Source organism: Mucilaginibacter lappiensis, from assembly GCF_050433765.1.
Lineage (GTDB): Bacteria > Bacteroidota > Bacteroidia > Sphingobacteriales > Sphingobacteriaceae > Mucilaginibacter > Mucilaginibacter lappiensis_A.
The window spans coordinates 272,751-292,193 of the sequence record NZ_JBNPWP010000001.1 but is presented as its reverse complement, the minus strand read 5'-3'; the positions used below and the strand labels follow the sequence as shown (position 1 = coordinate 292,193).

At 40.2% G+C, this 19,443-nt stretch carries 18 protein-coding genes; 9 read left to right on the top strand and 9 right to left on the bottom strand.

What is annotated here, in order from left to right; all coding sequences use genetic code 11:
- Positions 1–108 precede the first annotated feature (108 nt).
- The 7 genes from M2273_RS01360 (at position 109) to M2273_RS01330 (ending at position 9,458) form a co-directional block, all read left to right on the top strand.
- Positions 109–2,211 (top strand): LruC domain-containing protein, encoded by a 2,103-nt coding sequence (locus M2273_RS01360; RefSeq protein WP_429392024.1) that lies wholly within the window; start codon positions 109–111, stop codon positions 2,209–2,211.
- 304 nt (positions 2,212–2,515) lie between these two features.
- Positions 2,516–3,208 carry a TolC family protein gene (locus M2273_RS01355; protein WP_429392023.1) on the top strand — a complete coding sequence of 231 codons (693 nt, stop codon included), beginning with the start codon at positions 2,516–2,518 and terminating at the stop codon, positions 3,206–3,208.
- Positions 3,209–5,371 carry an exopolysaccharide transport family protein gene (locus tag M2273_RS01350; RefSeq protein WP_429392021.1) on the top strand — a complete coding sequence of 721 codons (2,163 nt, stop codon included), beginning with the start codon at positions 3,209–3,211 and terminating at the stop codon, positions 5,369–5,371. It abuts the gene before it with no gap.
- A 3-nt stretch (positions 5,372–5,374) separates the two neighbouring features.
- Positions 5,375–6,568, top strand: coding sequence for a glycosyltransferase (locus tag M2273_RS01345; protein ID WP_429392018.1), 1,194 nt, complete (start codon positions 5,375–5,377; stop codon positions 6,566–6,568).
- Entirely contained in the window at positions 6,558–6,707 is a 150-nt protein-coding gene (locus M2273_RS01340; RefSeq protein WP_429392016.1) for a hypothetical protein, read from the top strand. Before M2273_RS01345 ends, M2273_RS01340 begins: the two co-directional genes overlap by 11 nt.
- Positions 6,707–8,248, top strand: coding sequence for an O-antigen ligase family protein (locus tag M2273_RS01335; RefSeq protein ID WP_429392013.1), 1,542 nt, complete (start codon positions 6,707–6,709; stop codon positions 8,246–8,248). Before M2273_RS01340 ends, M2273_RS01335 begins: the two co-directional genes overlap by 1 nt.
- Complete coding sequence (locus M2273_RS01330) at positions 8,241–9,458, top strand: glycosyltransferase (RefSeq protein WP_429392011.1); 1,218 nt, start codon at positions 8,241–8,243, stop codon at positions 9,456–9,458. Before M2273_RS01335 ends, M2273_RS01330 begins: the two co-directional genes overlap by 8 nt.
- Before the next feature lie 15 nt (positions 9,459–9,473).
- On the opposite strand, the gene M2273_RS01325 is transcribed toward M2273_RS01330, so the two are convergent.
- From M2273_RS01325 to M2273_RS01310, 4 genes are read right to left on the bottom strand one after another with little or no spacing between them, the layout of a single operon-like run.
- On the bottom strand, positions 9,474–11,159 hold the full coding sequence (locus M2273_RS01325) for an FAD-dependent oxidoreductase (protein ID WP_429392010.1): 1,686 nt from the start codon (positions 11,157–11,159) through the stop codon (positions 9,474–9,476).
- 11 nt (positions 11,160–11,170) lie between these two features.
- The gene (locus M2273_RS01320; RefSeq protein ID WP_429392008.1) at positions 11,171–11,746 is read right to left on the bottom strand and encodes a gluconate 2-dehydrogenase subunit 3 family protein; all 576 of its coding nucleotides are present in this window, start codon (positions 11,744–11,746) and stop codon (positions 11,171–11,173) included.
- A 33-nt stretch (positions 11,747–11,779) separates the two neighbouring features.
- Complete coding sequence (locus M2273_RS01315; protein WP_429392006.1) at positions 11,780–12,568, bottom strand: glycosyltransferase family 2 protein; 789 nt, start codon at positions 12,566–12,568, stop codon at positions 11,780–11,782.
- A gap of 5 nt (positions 12,569–12,573) precedes the next feature.
- Positions 12,574–13,365: a glycosyltransferase gene (locus M2273_RS01310; RefSeq protein WP_429392004.1), complete on the bottom strand. Its 792-nt coding sequence runs from the start codon at positions 13,363–13,365 to the stop codon at positions 12,574–12,576.
- Positions 13,366–13,442: 77 nt separating this feature from the next.
- Here M2273_RS01310 and M2273_RS01305 point away from each other — a divergent pair, with 77 nt between their 5' ends.
- Positions 13,443–14,780: a lipopolysaccharide biosynthesis protein gene (locus M2273_RS01305; RefSeq protein WP_429392001.1), complete on the top strand. Its 1,338-nt coding sequence runs from the start codon at positions 13,443–13,445 to the stop codon at positions 14,778–14,780.
- Between the two features lie 9 nt (positions 14,781–14,789).
- Here the strand turns inward: M2273_RS01305 and M2273_RS01300 are convergent, their stop codons facing one another.
- Complete coding sequence (locus M2273_RS01300) at positions 14,790–15,914, bottom strand: acyltransferase family protein (protein WP_429391999.1); 1,125 nt, start codon at positions 15,912–15,914, stop codon at positions 14,790–14,792.
- 124 nt (positions 15,915–16,038) lie between these two features.
- On the opposite strand from M2273_RS01300, the gene M2273_RS01295 reads away from it, so the two are divergent.
- Complete coding sequence (locus M2273_RS01295) at positions 16,039–16,914, top strand: beta-1,6-N-acetylglucosaminyltransferase (RefSeq protein WP_429391996.1); 876 nt, start codon at positions 16,039–16,041, stop codon at positions 16,912–16,914.
- Here M2273_RS01295 and M2273_RS01290 read toward each other — a convergent pair.
- From M2273_RS01290 to M2273_RS01275, 4 genes are read right to left on the bottom strand one after another with little or no spacing between them, the layout of a single operon-like run.
- Complete coding sequence (locus M2273_RS01290) at positions 16,874–17,407, bottom strand: ATP-binding protein (protein WP_429391994.1); 534 nt, start codon at positions 17,405–17,407, stop codon at positions 16,874–16,876. The genes M2273_RS01295 and M2273_RS01290 overlap by 41 nt on opposite strands.
- A gap of 5 nt (positions 17,408–17,412) precedes the next feature.
- Positions 17,413–17,748 (bottom strand): STAS domain-containing protein, encoded by a 336-nt coding sequence (locus M2273_RS01285; RefSeq protein WP_429391991.1) that lies wholly within the window; start codon positions 17,746–17,748, stop codon positions 17,413–17,415.
- A 3-nt stretch (positions 17,749–17,751) separates the two neighbouring features.
- A complete protein-coding gene (locus tag M2273_RS01280; protein ID WP_429391989.1) occupies positions 17,752–18,894 on the bottom strand; it encodes a PP2C family protein-serine/threonine phosphatase in 1,143 nt (380 codons plus the stop codon).
- Positions 18,884–19,426 carry a hypothetical protein gene (locus tag M2273_RS01275; protein WP_429391987.1) on the bottom strand — a complete coding sequence of 181 codons (543 nt, stop codon included), beginning with the start codon at positions 19,424–19,426 and terminating at the stop codon, positions 18,884–18,886. The genes M2273_RS01280 and M2273_RS01275 overlap by 11 nt, the downstream gene beginning before the upstream one ends.
- Between the last annotated feature and the right edge of the window lie 17 nt (positions 19,427–19,443).

Here is a 19,443-nt window from a genome sequence, read left to right as displayed (position 1 = left end):
TATACTTCTCACTCCACACTATTCGCAGCTTTTTATATATAAAATGAAGGTTATATAATATTGGAACAAAAGTTGGCTAAGTGCGTATAACAACACTAATTAATTTACATGAAAAAATTAAATACCCTTCTGTTAATAATTTTAACTACCGGATTTATATCCTGTAAAAAGGAGAACCGCACGCCGGATAATAACGACATTAAAACCCCAATAGAGAAAATTGCTCCCGACGGGTTTAATTTCACAACCTCAAAAGAAGTAAACCTAAGTGTCACGCTTCTTTCTAATAACAATCAGGCGCTGAAAGGTGTAGTGGTTAGTGTTTACGACCCTGCAAATACCGGGGCACCTATATTTAAAGGTGTAACCGATGCCGCCGGTAAACTGCAAGGTAAAGTTACGGTACCCACCTACCTTACCCAATTGATTATTGACCCATCATACGTAGGTTTAATACGCAACGCTACCGCGGCCATTAACGGCACTTCAACAACCGTTGTTATAGGTGGCACTGAAGGTTACTCTGGTGATATCATCCCTGAAGATGTAACTGTTAAAACAACCGGCAATGCACCAACTTCGGGTTTACACACAACAGGCTTATTGGGTGTAGATTATTCTTATCCAAACGGCTACTCAGCTTCAAATGCATTCACAAGTCCAAGCAATCTGGGCCGGCCGGCTTATTTGCTGAGCACAGGCGATGTTATTGACGCTTCATTATTATCATATATCAATGCTTCTCTGCCAGAAGCAAAGTCATTAACCACCACTCACCCCGAATACCTTACTTCATCAGTTACATCAACTATCAACGTTACAGCGAAATCAGACATATGGGTAACCTTTGTATCTGAGGGAGCTGCTTATAAAAACGGGCTGGGCTATTATACCTACAAAACCAACAATCCGCCAACACAGGCAACCGGCGGCCTATTGTTCGGCGGTATTGATGAAGTTACTTATGTTTTCCCTAACGCTTCGGCCACTGGCTCAGGTGGCGGCTTAAAAAGTGGCGATAAGGTAAAACTGGGTACTTTTGAAGCTGGTACAACCATTGCATTTGTACTGTTCCAGGATGCATGGACAGGTAGCGGTGTGAACACCAGTGCAACCAAATTTTACTCAAACGATAAATTCAACCCGGAATCTACTGCAGCTGCCCGCAAACATAGTGTGATGCTGTATGATGCAGTTCATAAATTATTCCTGATGGGATTTGAAGACTCCAACCGCCAATCGGGTTCAGACAACGACTTTAATGACCTTGTTGTTTATGCTACCGCCAACCCTATAACTGCAATATCTAATGATGGTATTCCTGCTATTGATGATGGCGGTGATAAAGATGGCGATGGGGTACTTGACGAATTGGACGCTTATCCAAATGATGCTACAAAAGCATACATTAGTTATTATCCTTCATCAAGTACTTATGCTCAGGTTGCTTTTGAAGATAACTGGCCAAAAAAAGGCGACTACGATTTAAACGACCTTATAGTTAACTACCGTTATACATTTATAAGCAATGCTAAAAACCAGGTAGTATCATTAAGCGGCGAATTTGTGCCGGTAGCTGCAGGGGCCTCATTTAAAAATGGCTTTGGTGTTCAACTGCCTGTAGCTGCTTCATCTGTATCATCAGTAACAGGGCAAAAAATTACAAGTAACTACATTACAATGGCATCAAACGGTGTTGAAAGCGGCCAAAGCAAAGCGGTTATCATTCCGTTTGATAATCATGACAATGTTTTGAAGTATCCAGACAATTCGTACCTGATCAATACCGTGCCAACAAAAGACAAGGTAGACGGTACAACTACTACAGTAACGGTTAACTTTACTTCTCCGGTTGATCAGGCAAACCTTACAGCGTCATCGTTTAATCCGTTCCTGATAAGCAACCTGCGCCGTGGTTACGAAGTTCACCTGCCCGGTTATGCGCCAACCGATAAAGTCGACACCAAACTGTTTAACACAGATGATGATGCTTCAGTACCGGCAAGTGGTAAATATTACTTATCAAAAGAGAACGGTCCATGGGCGATAAGTTATACAACAGCCATTCAATATCCAATTGAAGGGGCGAGCATAACTAAAGCATATCTTCACTTTGCCGAATGGGCAGCGTCTGGCGGTACTATTTACACCGATTGGTACAGCAACACGGCATCTGGCTATCGCAATACAAGCTTTTTATATACTAAATAACATTATCAACTAAACCTTATAATACTTGGGAGGATACCTTATTAACATCATCCTCTCAAGTATTTTCATTTCGCGAAGCTCAGAACTCATTCCCTTTTTGGATTTTATCCTACTTAGCTTGTTAACATAAAACAATCATCAATATTTTAAAGAAAAGAAAGCATTCACAGGAGAGCTTTAACTTTTATATAAAAATTGATGTCATTTACTAAACAAAATGTGAAGCATTCCCGTAGATATGCCAATAACATATTTAAGGACGGGCAGATGGCCTAATGGTCATTAAATAGCAAAAAGAATAACTATGTCTTTTAAAAAATTTCTAACTTTTATTTTCCTGTTAAATCTTTTCTTTCGACCAGACGCAAAGGCACAATTAAGCATTATCCAAGACCTATCTGATACTTATGTCAACAAACTGATAGATACAGCTAAAAAGAACTACCCCAGGGTACGTTCGTATCAAAACCGCATCAATATTGCTAATTCCAATATATCTAAAACAAAAGCCGGGTTGCTTAATGCATTTACTGTTTCCTATATATATCAACCGGGTGTTAACAATACTATTGACCCTGTAAATCCTACAACAAGTTATTTCAAGGGCTTTCAGGCAGGAATATTTCTGAACATCGGCGCACTGGTTTCGCAGCCGTCGCTTATCAAACAGGCCAGGGAGGAGCTTACTATAGCCCATAACGACCAGGATGAATATTTTATAACCCTTACTACCGAAGTTAAAAAGAGATATTATATGTATATACAACGCGGAGCCGAGGTAAAATTACAAACAAGGTCAACCCTGGAGACTGAAAGTGCGTTAAAGGACGCTAAGTACAGGTTTCAAAAAGGCGAATTGACTTTTGAAGATTATAACAAAATGCAAATACAATATACCGAACACCAGCAAACCAAGATACAGGCTGAAGCTAATCTTTTCACTGCTAAGGCCGACCTTGAAGAACTATTAGGCACTAAACTGGAAAACATAAAATAGATGGAATTTAGTGATTTTTTCAAAATCCTTAAAAGGCATAAACTAACACTAATTGTCATTCCGGTAATTACCGTTATTATAACTTATTTCCTGGTGCATAATCAGCCCGATTCCTACTCATCTGAGGCCCGAATTGCAACCGGAATAGTTGATCAGACACAGCAACTTTTAAATAATAACAATGCGCAGGAATCACAGATAAACCAGGAGTTCAGCAATCTTACCGAGATGCTGAGATCCAAAAAAATGCTCGATCAGCTTGCATACAAACTGATCATACATGATTTAACGAGTGATAAGCCCTACCGTGACCCAAGCCCTTTGTTTAAAGAATTAAGCACAAACGAAAAACAGCGTGCCGTGAGCACTCTTACCAGTTTGTATAAAACCCGCGACGGCCTTTCCTTATTTAATCCTGACCAAAACCGGCTAAATAAATTGGTGGTATCTATGCATTATGATGATCAGTCGATACTCAAAACGCTGCAGGTTTACAGGGTTCAGAATAGTGATTATATCACGGTTCACTTTGATTCGGAAAATGCGGAATTATCTGCCATTGTGGTGAATATCCTTTGCATGGAATTTATTGACTATTACACCCTGCTGGTAAAGGAAAACCAGCGTAAGGCTGTAGGTTTTTTAGGTGCGCTTTTACGTGCCAAGGAAGATTCCTTGAACAAAAGAATGGCCAACCTGAAAGCATACAAAATCAGGAATCACGTACTTAATCTTAACGAAAAAGCCAAAAGTATATATGGGCAGATGGCTGATTTTGAAACCCGCCGGGAGGAAGCACAAAAAAACATACAGGCTACACAGGCTGCCATCAATAACATTGATCAACAGTTTAACCCTGCCGACCGTAAATATTTGGAAAGCAGTAAAATTGCTGTAACCCAGCAACTCCTGTCAACCAGGGATGAACTGCAGGCTGCGAATGACAAATATGTTCAGAACAATTTTGACCCAAAATACAAAACCCGGATCGACTCGCTTAACAAAGTCGTATCAACGCAGCTTTCGCAATTGTCTGATAAGTATGTTTTAAACCCAATGTCAACTAAAAAAGACCTGATTGATCAGAAACTGGGCTTACAGATCCAACATCAGCTTGCAAAACACAGCACAGGTTCCATAGATGGCGAACTCTCACGCTTATATAATGAATTTAACGGCCTTGTACCTCATGAAGGTACCATACAGGCTTATGAAAGTGCCATCAGCGTAGCGAGTCAGGAATACCTTGAAATATTACAAAGGTATAACCAGGCCAGTATGGTATCCAATTTTTCTACCCAGCTACGGTTGATAGAAAGAGCAGAACCCGGAATTGCCCTACCCTCAAAAAAAATGCTACTGGTAATTCTGAGCTTCATTATCAGTTTTGCCTTTTGTATTGTTGTGTTGTTTATCCTGTTCTTTTTTGATCATTCCATTAAAAATCCGCATGAACTTGCCAACCGTACCAAAATACCTGTTTTAGGCTACCTTAATTTGCTCAAGAGCAAATCAATTGATCTGAAAGATATTTGGAACGAGCAAACCGAAACAGATGAATTTAAGCAATTCAGAAACCTTATGCAGTCCATAAGGTTTGAGGTAGATAATGAGCTTGCCAGCGGCAAAACATTGCTTATCAATAGCATAACAAAGGCTGAGGGAAAAACTTTTTTAGCTATAAACCTGGCCTATGCTTACGCATCTATCAACAAAAAAGTGTTATTGATAGATGGCAATTTTAACAATCCCGATATTACAAATTCAACCCAAACTAAAGTTTATCTGGAAGACTTCTTAAAAGGTTCTGATGATGTGTCTTTACTACAAGCAAATACCCGGATCTCATTACTTGGAAATAAAGGACATGGCAGGTCTTTACTTGAGGAAAGCGATGTTCAGCAAATAGGCTTAAAACTATCAGCTCTGAAAACAGCCTTTGATGTAATCATTATTGAAGCTCCAGCACTGGAAACACTGAATAAATCAAAGGAATGGACCATGTTTGCCGATAAGGTAATAACTGTTTTTGAAGCCGGAAAAACCATCAGTCGTACAGACAGGGAACATATAGCTTACCTTAAAAACCTGCATGATAAATTTTCCGGATGGATCCTTAACACAGTTAACCGGGATGAGCTAACAAACCTTGAATCAACCTAAAAAATGACGGTGATAGAAATCATATGGATTTTGTTACAGGTACTGATTGGCTACAATCTTGTTTTACCTGTTTGCATCTATCTTTTGTCGTTATTAAAAAAAAGCAACGCAGCGCTTTCTCATGAGGAACAGGAAGCCGATTACGCCATTATTATAACGGCTTACGAGCAGGTTACACATATACCCGCTGCTGTAAACTCACTGCTTGCGCTCAACTACAGTAATTACCTGATCTATATTGTAGCTGACAAATGTGACGTAAGCAAGTTGCATTTTGATGATTCCCGGGTAATCATACTTCGCCCCGAAACAACACTGGCCAGTAATACACGGTCGCATTTTTATGCCATCAACAATTTCAAACGCCAACATGACCGCCTCACCATAATTGATAGTGATAATCTTGCTCACCCCGATTACCTGTGCGAACTGAACAAATGCTTTAACCGGGGGTATTTAGCGGTTCAGGGTATCCGCGAAGCAAAAAACCTGGATACCACCTATGCCTGCCTTGACGCAGCGCGGGATATTTACTATCATTTTTATGATGGCAGGATATTGTTCAAAGCGGGCTCATCGGCTACGCTGGCAGGTTCAGGGATGGCGTTTACTGTGGCGCTTTACCGCGAGTGCCTGGAGCACCTGGATATTACGGGAGCCGGTTTTGACAAGATACTGCAATCGGCGATCGTTGGCCGTAATATTAGGATAGCTTTTACCGGTAAGGCCATAGTTTACGACGAAAAAACCACCAACCCCCATCAGCTCGTTAATCAGCGTTCGCGCTGGATCAATACTTGGTTCAGATATTTCAAATTTGGGTTTACGCTTATTGGTAAAGGCATTTCTAAAGGCAGCTTTAACCAGTTTCTGTTTGGGCTGATTTTATTACGCCCTCCCCTGTTTATCTTCTTGTTACTTTCGGTGATATGCCTGTTGATTAATGCTTTCATGAGTACAACAGCACTTATTTTATGGACAGCAGGTTTCGCTGTATTTATAGGTGGATTTTATTTAGCATTAACCAAATCAGATACCGATAAACGCGTTTACCAATCGCTCATCAATATCCCCAGGTTTATGTTTTACCAGGTGTTGTCGCTATTAAAAGCACGCGGCGCAAATAAACGGTCTGTAGCTACCCAACATTACCATGTCGGCACTATTGATCAAATTATAAAAAGCGATGAGAATTGAGCCATCTGAAAAAGCAATAAAGGGCAAAAAGCCAGATGCTAACGCTCAGCGTAAAATTGATCACATTACGCGTATAGTAGCATTGGTAGTAGCATTTATAAGTGTATTTTTTTTCATCATTAAAATATTATTCCTGTAGTGGATAAACCGCAGCTATCAGTAAAAGAACCGCTATTTGCCCCAAAAAAGGTTGTAGGTTTCTGGCAGATCTTAAGGAGAACAGTGCTGGCAGAAAAACTGTACAACCGCGTGGGTATTACTTTTTTTATCCTGTTGGCAGCGGTATTAGGTTTTGGCATAGCTAAATTCGGTGCCACATTCGGGGTGCTGTTTATTGTAACAGCTGTAGCCCTCCCCGCCGTTTACGCCATTGTGGTTTATCCTAAATTCGGTATTATAGTAGTGCTGATAATGGCATACCTGCTTTTTTTACTGATGCGCATAGGCGTATCCGGACCAATAGGCGTTATCATGGATGTTATGCAGGCGCTGCTGATGCTGGGTGTACTGATTGCCCAAAAAAGAGAGCATAACTGGGAAATACTGAAAGGCCCTATCAGCACCATGATAGTGATATGGATAGTTTATAATCTGCTTGAAATCGCAAACCCCTCAGCCGAATCAAGGGTTGCATGGTTATACACCATACGATCACTGGCCATTGTAATGTTGAGCTACTTTGTTTTCCTGTATAATATCAGGTCGGTAAAATTCATCAGGCTGATATTTAAGATCTGGCTTGCTATGAGCCTGTTTGCTGCCCTATATGCCGTAAAACAGGAATACATCGGGTTTTCGGATGCCGAAGAAGCTTATCTTCACTCCGATCCTGGCATTGCATCGTTATTACTTATTGACGGGCACTGGCGCAAATTCTCTATCTTTTCAGATCCGGTATCCTTTGCTTATAACATGTCCATGTCGGCAATTTTTTGCATCAGCCTTATATCGGGGAATTTAAAGCTTTGGAAAAAAATAATTCTGGGTGGTTTAACCGTGTTATTCCTGGTTTCGATGCTCTATTCGGGTACAAGGGGCGCTAACGTGCTGGTTCCGGCAGCTGTATTTCTTTTCGCCATTTTAAAATATAACCGCAAGGTGCTCATATTTGCAGGCATAGCATTCGCTTTCCTGGTTATATTGATAAACGTTCCCACCGGCGATCCAAATCTGTCTCGTTTTCAAACCGCGTTCAGGCCCAATCAGGATGCATCTTATAAATTGCGAAAATTTAACCAGAAACGCATTCAACCTTATATATTATCACACCCAATAGGGTTCGGACTTGGCTCCACCGGTACCTGGGGTAAAAGATTCGGTAACAACTCCTATGTAGCCCAGTTTCAGCCCGACAGTGGTTATGTAAGGGTATCTGTTGAGCTGGGATGGGTGGGACTCCTTATCTTCTGCATGTTAATGTTCACTGTTTTAAAAACGGGCATCAACAACTATTACCAGATAAAGGACCCCGAACTTAAAACTTATTGCCTGGCAATACTCCTGATAATTTTTGCTTACAACATAGCCAATTTTCCGCAGGAGGCGCTTGTTCAGTTTCCGTCAAACGTATATTTTTCTTTAGATATGGCATTGCTTACGGTATTATTCAGGCTTGATAAAGAAAAACAAGAAAATGAGGCTAAACCATTATTAACACTAAATACTGATAATAATGGCTGATAATTATACCATAAGTAACCGGGATATTATAATTGTTGGCCAGCAACCCTGGGATGTTGAGATAGGGAGCAATTGCAAAAATATTGCCCTTGAATTTAGCAAACACAACCGGGTATTGTATATTAATTCGCCGCTTGACAGGATCACTAAACTTAAACAAAAGGCTGATCCAAAAGTTAAAAAACGTATTGATGTGATTAATAGTAAAACAGACGGCCTGGTTAAGATCGGCGAAAACCTGTGGAATTATTATCCCGATGAACTCATAGAATCTATTAATTGGATCAAAAGCAATTTTATTTATAACTGGTTCAACAAAATAAATAATAAAAGATTTGCCCGCTCTATAAACAAAGTCATAAAACAGATTGATTTTAAGGACTTTATATTATTTAATGACAATGATATCTTTAGGTGTTTTTATTTAAAAGAACTGCTGAAGCCCACCGTAAGTATCTATTATTCCAGAGATTATTTATTGTATGTTGATTACTGGAAACTTCACGGCCAAAAACTCGAACCGGAGCTTATTAAAAAAAGTGATCTGTGCGTGGCTAATTCTACCTATCTGGCCAATTATTGCAAACAATACAATACCCACTCCTGGTATGTAGGCCAGGGCTGCGATCTTGAAGTATTTACCAATAAGCAAGACACACCTTTACCCCAAGACATAATCGGTCTTCAAAAGCCTATTATAGGGTATGTGGGTGCGTTACAAAGCATCCGGCTTGATCTGGAATTGTTACACCACATCGCTACGCAAAAACCCGATTGGAGCATTGTGCTGGTTGGCCCGGAGGACGAACAATTTAAAGTGCATAATTTGCACGAGCTCAAAAATGTCCATTTCCTGGGCAGCAAAAACCCTGATACGCTCCCGGCGTATATTAATTCATTTGATGCTTGCTTAAACCCGCAGGTTGTTAACCAGGTTACCATTGGCAATTACCCGCGCAAAATTGATGAATACCTGGCTATGGGTAAGCCCGTTGTTGCCACCCGAACCGAAGCTATGAGCGTATTTGAGCAACATACCTATTTAGGCATTACTAAAGAGGATTATATACCACTGATTGAGAAAGCGCTGAACGAGAATTCTCCAGAAAAAAAACAGGAGCGCATACAATTTGCCGCAACCCACACCTGGGAAAATAACGTAGGGGAAATATATGCGGCTATTAATGAGTTTGAAAAAACAAAGAAATAGCCTGAAAGTTAATGTTTAGATATTGCCTTTTTTCAGCTCCTTTACTGCAAAATCACAGGCCCGCGCTGTAAGCGCCATATAGGTTAACGAAGGGTTTTGACTTGCCGACGATGTCATGCAACTACCATCTGTTACAAATACGTTTTTTGCGGCATGCATCTGGTTATTTCCGTTTAATACCGATGTTTTAGGAGATCTTCCCATTCGGGCGGTTCCCATTTCATGCACCGTACTACCTCCCGGCTTGTTATAATTAAACGCATTTATTTCTGTAAAACCGGCGGCTTCCAACATTTCGCCTGATGATTTACGGATATCGTCCATCATCTTTGTTTCGTTTTCCCTAAATAAAAAATCAATATTGATTAACGGAAGCCCCCATTTATCTTTTTGTGTCTCGTTCAAACTAATCATATTATCATGATAAGGCAGGCATTCCCCCCATCCGGCCATCCATACCGTCCACGGACCTGGAGTTGTAATAGCTTTTTTAAAATCGGCGCCAAAACCCTGGTTAGTATTCATACTATCCTGCCATTCAGATCGTTCGCCATGCCCCTGAATATTAAACCCCCTTGTGTAATCAAGCCCTTCGCCAGGTTTAAGATTTCTATAACGGGGTATTAAAAAGCCACACGGCCTGCGGCCTTTGTAATAGCTGTCTGTATAACCATGGAATTTACCCGATGCACCTGCAGAAGAATGATGGTCCATCAGGTTATGCCCCAGTTCGCCGCTATCATTACCGAATCCGTTCGGAAACCTGCTGGATTTAGAATTAAGTAATATACCCGCCGTAGCAATGGTTGACGCGTTTATAAAGATCACCTTTGCGTAATATTCAAAGCTTTCATGAGTTTGGGTATCAATAACCCTTACGCCTTTGGCTTTTTGTTTTTGCTCGTCATATAAAACTTCGGCAACAATTGAATATGGTCTTAACGTGAGGTTACCTGTTTGCATGGCGGCCGGAATAGTTGAACTGTTGCTGCTAAAGTAACCGCCAAAAGGGCACCCCCTTGAACACAAATTCCGGTTCTGGCATGGCCCGCGGCTATCCCAGCCTTTGGTTAAATTGGCCACCCTTGCAATGGTCAATAATCTGTCGCCATTATTTTTACGGATAGAAGCATCTAAATGGTTCTCAATACAATTCAGCTCCATAGGCGGAAGGTATTCTCCATCGGGCAGTTGGTTCAAATTTTCCTTTTTACCGCTAACACCAATGTAACGTTCAACGCAGGCATACCAGGGTTCAATGTCCCTGTACCGTATTGGCCAGTCAACAGCTATACCTTCTTTGATGTTAGCTTCAAAGTCAAGGTCGCTCAAGCGGTAGCACTGCCTGCCCCATGTTAATGATCTTCCGCCAACATGGTATCCCCGGTACCAGTTAAAAGGCTTATTTTGTATGTAGGGATTATCGGTGTCGTTAACATAAAAATGGGCATTACCGGCATCAGCACCCGTTGATTGAATAGGACTTTCGGCTTTAAATTTTGGTGTGTTATTTAACCTGTATTCAAAATCCCAGGGATTTAGCATAGCCGTTGGGTAATCTGTAATATGCCTCACATCCCGCCCCCTTTCCAGGAGCAATGTTTTCAGACCCTTTTTACAAAGTTCCATAGCTGCCCACCCGCCGCTGATGCCCGACCCAACAACTATAGCATCGTAATTAAAATTGCCCGTATTAGCCATATATTATTAAATTATTTGGTCGCCCATGCCCGTTGATTGTTCCTTAACGGTATACACGCCTCATAAGTTGCAGGAATATAATCATAGGCCATACCTTTGGTAGCACCTAAAAAGGATGTACAGTAACCTTGTACGGTTAAATCTCTTAACTGATAAAAAAAGGATGGACCAAAAAGCTTTTTCCTTACTTTGTTCAGAATCTCCGGCGAATAGTTTCCCTTATCCTCAAAATGCTTTAATACTTCGTTTTTTTCGATGTTATTACAATCCGTAAATTGTTTATGATAATGGGTATAGGTATGATGTTCAAGTGAGCTTAAACCAGCCAAAAATGATTTTTGCGCTTTTCTCTCTGTATTTTCGGTTATCATTTTGATGATAAAATCGTGCACTTTGGCATCTTTAGCACCAGGTGTATCTGTACGCGGGATAATAACACCTGCAAGAGCCGCAATCAACTCTCTTTTTTGTGAAAGTAATTCAATAGGGATGCCACCGTCAGACTTTAAAAATTCATATAATACCCCTGAAGAAACACCAAGTGTAACAACTCCCAGAATGCCTTTTAGAGCCGTTTTCCTATTCATTTATTTTAATCATTGGGGTAAGTGTAAGATTGCTCATTTTATTTTCGGGGTTACCAGATAATCATAGCTGTGTTTAACATTGCGATACAGTGCCCTAACAACGCTGATTAAAGGATTCGAACTTTGCCTGAAATCACTACGCGTAAGGGTCATGGTGCTTGGTTCGTCGTTTGAGTTTCGCTGGTCAAACAATCCCTTGTAATCCTCATAAAACATTCCCTTTCCTTTATTTTTAAGGAAAGACATCGCCATCAGAAATTCCGTACGATCGCCTTTTATACCTTCACGATACCTGCCAAATTTTTGCAAAAAATTACTTCTGCGCAAATGCGGATGATCGCTGTAACAATGGAATTTGCGATAACCGGGGTACCATATCTTAAACACCATTTCCGAAAATCCCGCCCTGAATGGCTTGAGATAAGGATACTTAAAGTAAGCGTAAAACCTTACGATATCCATATCATTTCTGTCGATCATAATATCCAGCGCGTTTTTCAAATGCTGTTTATAACCAAGGAAAGGATCAAAGTCTTCCTGCACGTACAAAGTAAAAGGTGTTTGCACGGCATCCTGCCCCTTATTAATATTATTACCCAAACCTTTATTGATAGGCGTTGTAACAAGCCGGAAGTTATATTGATCACTTATTGCCTTGAGATAATCAAGGTGTTCGAGCTTACTTCCATCGTCAGATACTACAATGTCGCCAAAAACTATTTGTTGCGTGGCAAAAGTCTGCAGCAATCTTTCGAGCGACCGGCTCCTGTTGTAATGTGTTATTAATAGAGTAACTGCACTAAACTGATCTTGAATCATCATTTAAATTACTTTTTAAGAAGGACATCGTAAGTGCATTTCAACAATTTAAACTGCAGGTAAACCTGGCGGGCGGCCAGGGCAAATATATTTTTGCTCTCGCGCCAGCCAGCCCGTCCCATGGTGCTTGGCTCATCAGGCGAGTTTTTTTGATAAAAAAGCTCGTTAAACTGATCAAAGAACAGGCCCCGCCCCTTTTTCTGTATAAAAGAAACAGCCATACCATACTCGGTGAGGTCGCCTTTAATCCCCTCTGGATAGCGCCCAAACTTTTCCAGAAATGTACTTCGTCGCAGATGCGGGTGGTCGCTGTATACATAAAATTTCAGATGGTTATTTGCCCATAGGTAAGGTTTAAAGATCATTTCAGAAAAACCTTTGCCGATGGGTTTTAAATAAGGATACTTAAAATAGGCGTAAAATCTTATAATATCCAGGCCCTTATCCTCATTCATAAACTGCAGGGCATCTTTAAAATGAGTCGCAAAAACCGGCTTGGGTTCAAAATCTTCCTGCACATATAAAGTATAGGGTGTATGCACGGCGTCCTGACCTTTATTAATATTATTGCCCAGCCCTTTATTAACCGGAGTGGTTATCAGTTCAAAGTTAAAATCCGGCTGTAGTGCTTTAACCTTTTCCAGGTTTTCAGGCCTGCTGCCGTCATCAGACACCACAATATCCCCGAAAGTTATTTCAAGCGCTCTGAAAGCATTTAATAATCGCTCCAACGACCCGCTGCGATTATAATGTGTGATCAATAAGGTAACATCCTTGAAATAATTTTCGTTTACATCCATAATTAAAATCTGCATATCCTGCCCGGAGAATGATGTGTTTTTATTCTCTTTGCAGATAGTGATTTTTTTACGAAACTATGTTTAGAAAAGTTTATAATCTTATCCACAACAAATATATTTTATCACTGGCAGGTAATGTGATCATGTCGGGTCTGGGGCTGATAACCATGACACTGATCTATCGTTCATTATCAAAAACTGAGGCCGGAACATGGGTGTTTTTTCAATCCATACTTCTACTGGTTGATACTTTTAGATCGGGGTTTTTAACTACAGCTTTTATAAAATTTTATGCGGGCTCCGGAGAGGAACGTGCGCGTGAGGTTTCTGGTTCGGCCTGGTTACTTGGGCTTATGGTTACGGGATCGCTGGCACTCATAAGCCTTACATCATTTCTTTTCCTGAACTATATACCCGATGAAGGACTTCTATTATTTTTCAAATGGTCTGGAGTTTACTATGTCATTTCACTGCCCTGGTTTTTGGCTACTTGTGTTATACAGGGCGATCAGCACTTTGGTAAGTTGCTGTACATACGATTGTGTAACCAGGGGAGTTTTGTTGTGTTTATCCTTATTTTAATCATTATTCAAAAGGTTAATCTGCAAAATGTGCTTTTTACGTATCTTTTCTCCAATGGGATAACCAGCTTATACGCTTTGGTAAGAGGCTGGACACGTGTAAGCAATCTTAAATATCGTACCAAAACATGTATCAGGGATATTTACAATTTTGGTAAATTCAGTGTTGGCACATCATTAAGCGCCAATATGTTTGGCACTTCCGATACGTTCATTATTAACTTTATGCTGGGCAAACCTGCCCTTGCCATTTATAACCTTGGCCAAACCCTTATGCAGCTTATTGAGATACCTCTGCGCAGCTTTGCGGTTACTGCTATGCCCGAACTGGCGACAGCATATAATTCAAATGACCGCCAGGGAGTTATAAAGATCATGAAAAAATATGCGGGTATGCTATCCATCATCCTGATACCGGTGGCACTTGTTGGTGCCGCACTGGCAGATGTGCCAATTTATATTATTGGAGGCGGCAAGTATGTGGGTACTGAGGCTGCAAACGTTTTCCGTCTTTTCCTTACGTTTGCCATTTTATTCCCGGCCGACCGTTTCTTTGCCCTGACACTTGATGTAATACACCGTCCGCATGTAAACTTTTATAAGGTGCTGGTTATGCTTGCTGTTAACATAGCAACCGATTTTTTGGGTATCGCCTTAACGCACAATGTTTACGGAATTGCCTTTGCTACGGTGTTCCCAACAATAACAGGCTCTATCATAGGGTACTTCGCCCTAAACAAATACTGTAATTTTACTTATGGAAGTATCTTCAAAACAGGCTACTATGAAACTATTGCTTTGGTAAAACAAACATTCGCTCCCAAAGTACTATAAAAGGTCGATCTACCAGAGCCACCACCCTTTTTTACCGGGTTCTTTTTTGGTGGAAATATTAAACCGCATTTCGATATGTTTAAATGTCCATGCCGATAATAGCCAGATGATGGCATAGTTCAAAATAAAAAGATATGCATAAGCTGAAGGCGGAAATTTGAGCACCCGGATAAATACGATATTGAACAGGCTGAGAATAAGTGTATGTATCATGTATATGGAGTACGAATACTGACCTGTAAGGTGAAGAAAGCGCGATCTTTTCAATAATGCCGAAAGCCGACCTTTTTCAAAAGCAAAGATGAGTATCGTTACAAAAAACAACAACTCGTAAATAAAGCCATAGTCTTTAAAAACAGATCCGTACCAAACAAAACCAACCGTTACGAGCAGCGCGGCCACTTCGAGGAAGCTAAACAGACCATTGCTAAGCGTGCGCAGATATATTTTATAGCCGTCAAAAATATTAAAGCAAACCACGCCGATGAAGAACCCCATGATGCCGCGCAAAAAGCCGTAATCAAAACTGTATATCAACCTCAAGCCGCCTGTGCATACGTATATTACGGCTCCTGATGCGATGATCACCAAAGCGTAGATGAGCAATCTGCCTTTTGTAAAGCCGCTACGGTTGATAAAAAGCATGGTTAAGCCAAAAACTAAGTAGGCGATCATCTCGGCGCTGATTGACCAACTTGCGATGTTCCAGCTTACATCATGAATACCCTGAAATTTGACCGAGTTGAGCAAAAAAACATTGGTAATAAAGGTGTACAGGTTGTTGCTTACATTATCAACCTTATTAACGTGCACATAGCCTGATGCCGAATGTTTGGAAAGCTCAATGGCTACAAATATCAGCAACACAATAAAATGGAGCGGATATAACCTAAAGAACCTTTTTTTATAAAACCGGCCAAGCTCATTTCCGGTTTTTATAAAACGATAACTATAGGCGATCACGAAACCGCTGAGCACAAAAAAGAAATCGACAAAGAGATCGCAATTGTAAATAAACTCGTTGTTGATAATTGGCGTGGCAGAAAAAGCACTGAGGTGAAAAAACACAACCAGGCTCGATAGTATACCCCTGAAAATATCCAGAACCTCGAATCTTTCTTTTGTAGCAGTCATTTTTTAATAAACGGTTCTGATAATGTATCGTCAAGAAGGTTATTCGTTAACAAAATGGTATCCTTGTTTGCGTGTTATACGTATTAATATTTAATGTTGTTTTAATGAATTATAAAACGGATATATGAAACTGGCCCATCTTATCCTTGCCCACAACGAACCAAAACAGTTGGAACGGTTAATTTCACGTTTGGCGCATCCCGATGCCGATATATATATCCATATTGATAAAAAAACATCCATTGTTCCTTTCGAATATTTAAAAAACATCAAAGGCTTGTTTTTTATTCAAAACAGGGTAAAGGTTTACTGGGGATCATACAATATGGTGGAAGCTACTTTGAATGGGTTTAAAGAGATCTTGTCGTCCGGAAATACTTACCAATACCTGAACCTGTTAAGCGGGCAGGATTATCCTTTAAAACCGGCAGCGTTTATTCACCAGTTCCTTGACGAACAGGCAGGCAAAGTTTTTATGAACTTTCTGCAATTTGACCCAGACTGGACCGAAGCCTTACCGCGCATACAGCAATATCATTTTAATAACTGGCGCATGCAAGGCAGATATATACTTCAAAGTATAGTTAACAAGTTGCTCCCGGCACGCCGCATGCCTAATGGGCTTATTCCGGTTGGTCGCTCGCAGTGGTTTACCATTCCTATAGAATGTGTAAGTTATTTATTGGAATACTGGCAGCATAATCCTAAACTGCGGCGTTTTATCAAACTGACATGGGCTCCCGACGAGTTCATATTCCAAACCATCCTTTATAATTCCAACTATCAAAGCCATATGGTAAATGACGATCTGAGGTATATCGACTGGTCGGCCGGGGGGGTAAGCCCAAAAACACTTACAATATATGATACAGCTGCACTTATCAATTCGGGCAAGCTATTTGCCCGAAAATTTGACAAAAACACAGATTCGGCTATACTTGATCTGCTTGACCAAACGATCAATCCTGATTTAAAAGCATATGAACACGAAAAGTATTGAGTCCGGTAACAGGATTATACCGGTAGATAAATTCCTCGGCCGATCGCGTAATGATCAGCAAACCAAAATGCTCCATGATATCAACAAAACTCAAGGAGGTTTTATTTTCCTCACAGATAAACCTCGCCTGGTGATCATTTTCAATAACCGCGTAAATGCTGTACAGATCATCCCGGCTTAATTGTACTTTACTTCCGGTGTTTGTAAACTGAGACAAGAAATCATTAGGATTAAAGGGGTTTCCGTGGTCACTTTTTTCAATAATGAGGTATTCTTTGCTGATGGATATGCTAATAGATATTTCGGCATTGCCGGTATGTTTAATTGCGTTGGTGAGCAATTCGGTAATCACCATTTCAATTTCAAAATGCCGGGTGTACCGGCCGGCACATCCGGATAAATGCCCGTTTATAAATTCAAGAATCTCCCTTAACGAGGTTATGATGGATAACCTTGTATTTTGAAAGGAAAACTGATGAACGATGGGGTACATACCGTTTATCGTGAGTTAATGGCATCGTTAAAACTACCGTATATCTTAAATACCTTATCCAGGCGTATCAGGGAAAACAGGTTGGCGACATCCTCATGCATATCAACCAAAATGATATCCGATTTATGTGACAGCACGTATTTAAGAGCTGCCACCAGCGCACCGAGGAATGAACTGTCAATATACTGCACCGCTTTCATGCTGATGATGAGCCTTTTTTGATGCTGATCAAAAAGCTGCACCAATTTATCTTTAAATATATCAGCATTGTTAAGGTTAGCTTCCTGTATATTCAGGCTAAGCAACAGGTTATTATCGTCTTCTTTATAAATTGTTACCATAGTTTAATTTTTATATATGCTGATTATACTTTGATCGTCAACCTGTCTGTTCAGGTTATTATTAAATAGGCTATCCTTCAAATATTCAAAATTACCAGCCTGCCCTAAAAAGCTGCCAAGCTTTTTAGAAAACTGCTCATAATCGCTTTTTTTACCAGTACTATCTGTAAAATCAATCATACCATCTGTAAATACAAACAGCCCGTCGCCTCTTTGTAATATGATCTCCTGTTCGTCATAATTTCCGTTGGCAAACAAACCTAACAACAAACCCTGAGAGCCAATAGTTTTAAGCTGGCCTGCAGCGGTCTCATAATGCAGCAAAGGCAGGTCCCCTGCTCCCGAGTAAGTAATACGGCCTGTTTCGGTGTTGATCAGCAATAATGACAAACTTGATAATATGTCTTTCAGTACATCATCAAAACAAATTACATCATTTACCTGCTTTAAAATTTTTGCCGTTGAATATTCGCCGTTGTAAGCCGCAAACCTTACGGCCGATCGTACGTAGCTTAAAAAACCAAAAGTAAAAAACCAGGCCATCCACTTTTTACCCATGACATCGCCCAACACAATAAAGTTGTGGGTATCACTCACTTTAATAAAATCAATAAAATCGCCGCCCGGAATATCATGGTAAGCCTGGTGCCAAAAATCAATGGTATAACCATTTATTACAGGAGAACCAACTGGTATTGATTTAATATTAAGAGACTTAGCTGCCTTTTTTATTTCGAGCTCGGAAAGTTCCCGTTGTTTTTCAACAGCAAATAGTATATTATTCACCTTTGATACGATCACATTGACAGATGTATCCTTCGTTACATAATCAATAGCCTGCAGATTAAGACCTTTAAGTACGAGGTCATGATCAGAAAAGGACGTTAAAAAAATAAAAGGAATATCCTTATAAGCGGCATCGAGCATGAGATGCGTGCGAAACTCCAGTCCATTCATTTTCAACATCTCATAGTCTGAGATTATGATATCGGGCGTAGGTATTGTATGCAGTAATTCCAGAGCCTCCTCTGCTGATTGAGCCGTTATATACTCAAACCCCGATTTTTTAAATACCTGGCCCACCAGCTTCAGAAAAAGCGGATCATCGTCAACAAGTAATATTTTCTTAATCTGATTAATGGCCATGTTTACTATAAAATGATCTGATCAGCATATATATACCCGAAAAAATAATACCTAACGAAATCAGGTCCATTAGTGTTATGCCATCATCCTGATTAAAATAAAAGATAGTAAACATTTCAAAATCCGGAGGAGCGGGCATAATGATTATTGCCAAACCCAGGGTAATCATCACGATACCCGTGATCATCAAAATCCACTTGTTCGCTCTTTTAGCTTTTAAATAGCTGCTTGAAATGTTACTGTCGATCTTATTGGATAAAAGCAACATGCTAAACTCATCCAGTAACTCGGTCCTTGAAATGTTATCCTTGCTGTCGATGGCCTTAAAAGCATCAATTGCCTTCGAATTTAATGATTTATCGTCAATAGCCTGGTTAAACCGTCGTTGAAATTGTTTAACTGTTTCGCTATCAAATTGATACCTGGCAAGCATATCTATCAACTCATCCAGCTTTTCTTCAACCGCCAGTTCCTTTTCAGCAATGCTTTGCAAACCTGATATATCTTTCCGCTTATTTGCTTTGATTCTCAATTTTAATTAATAATTTC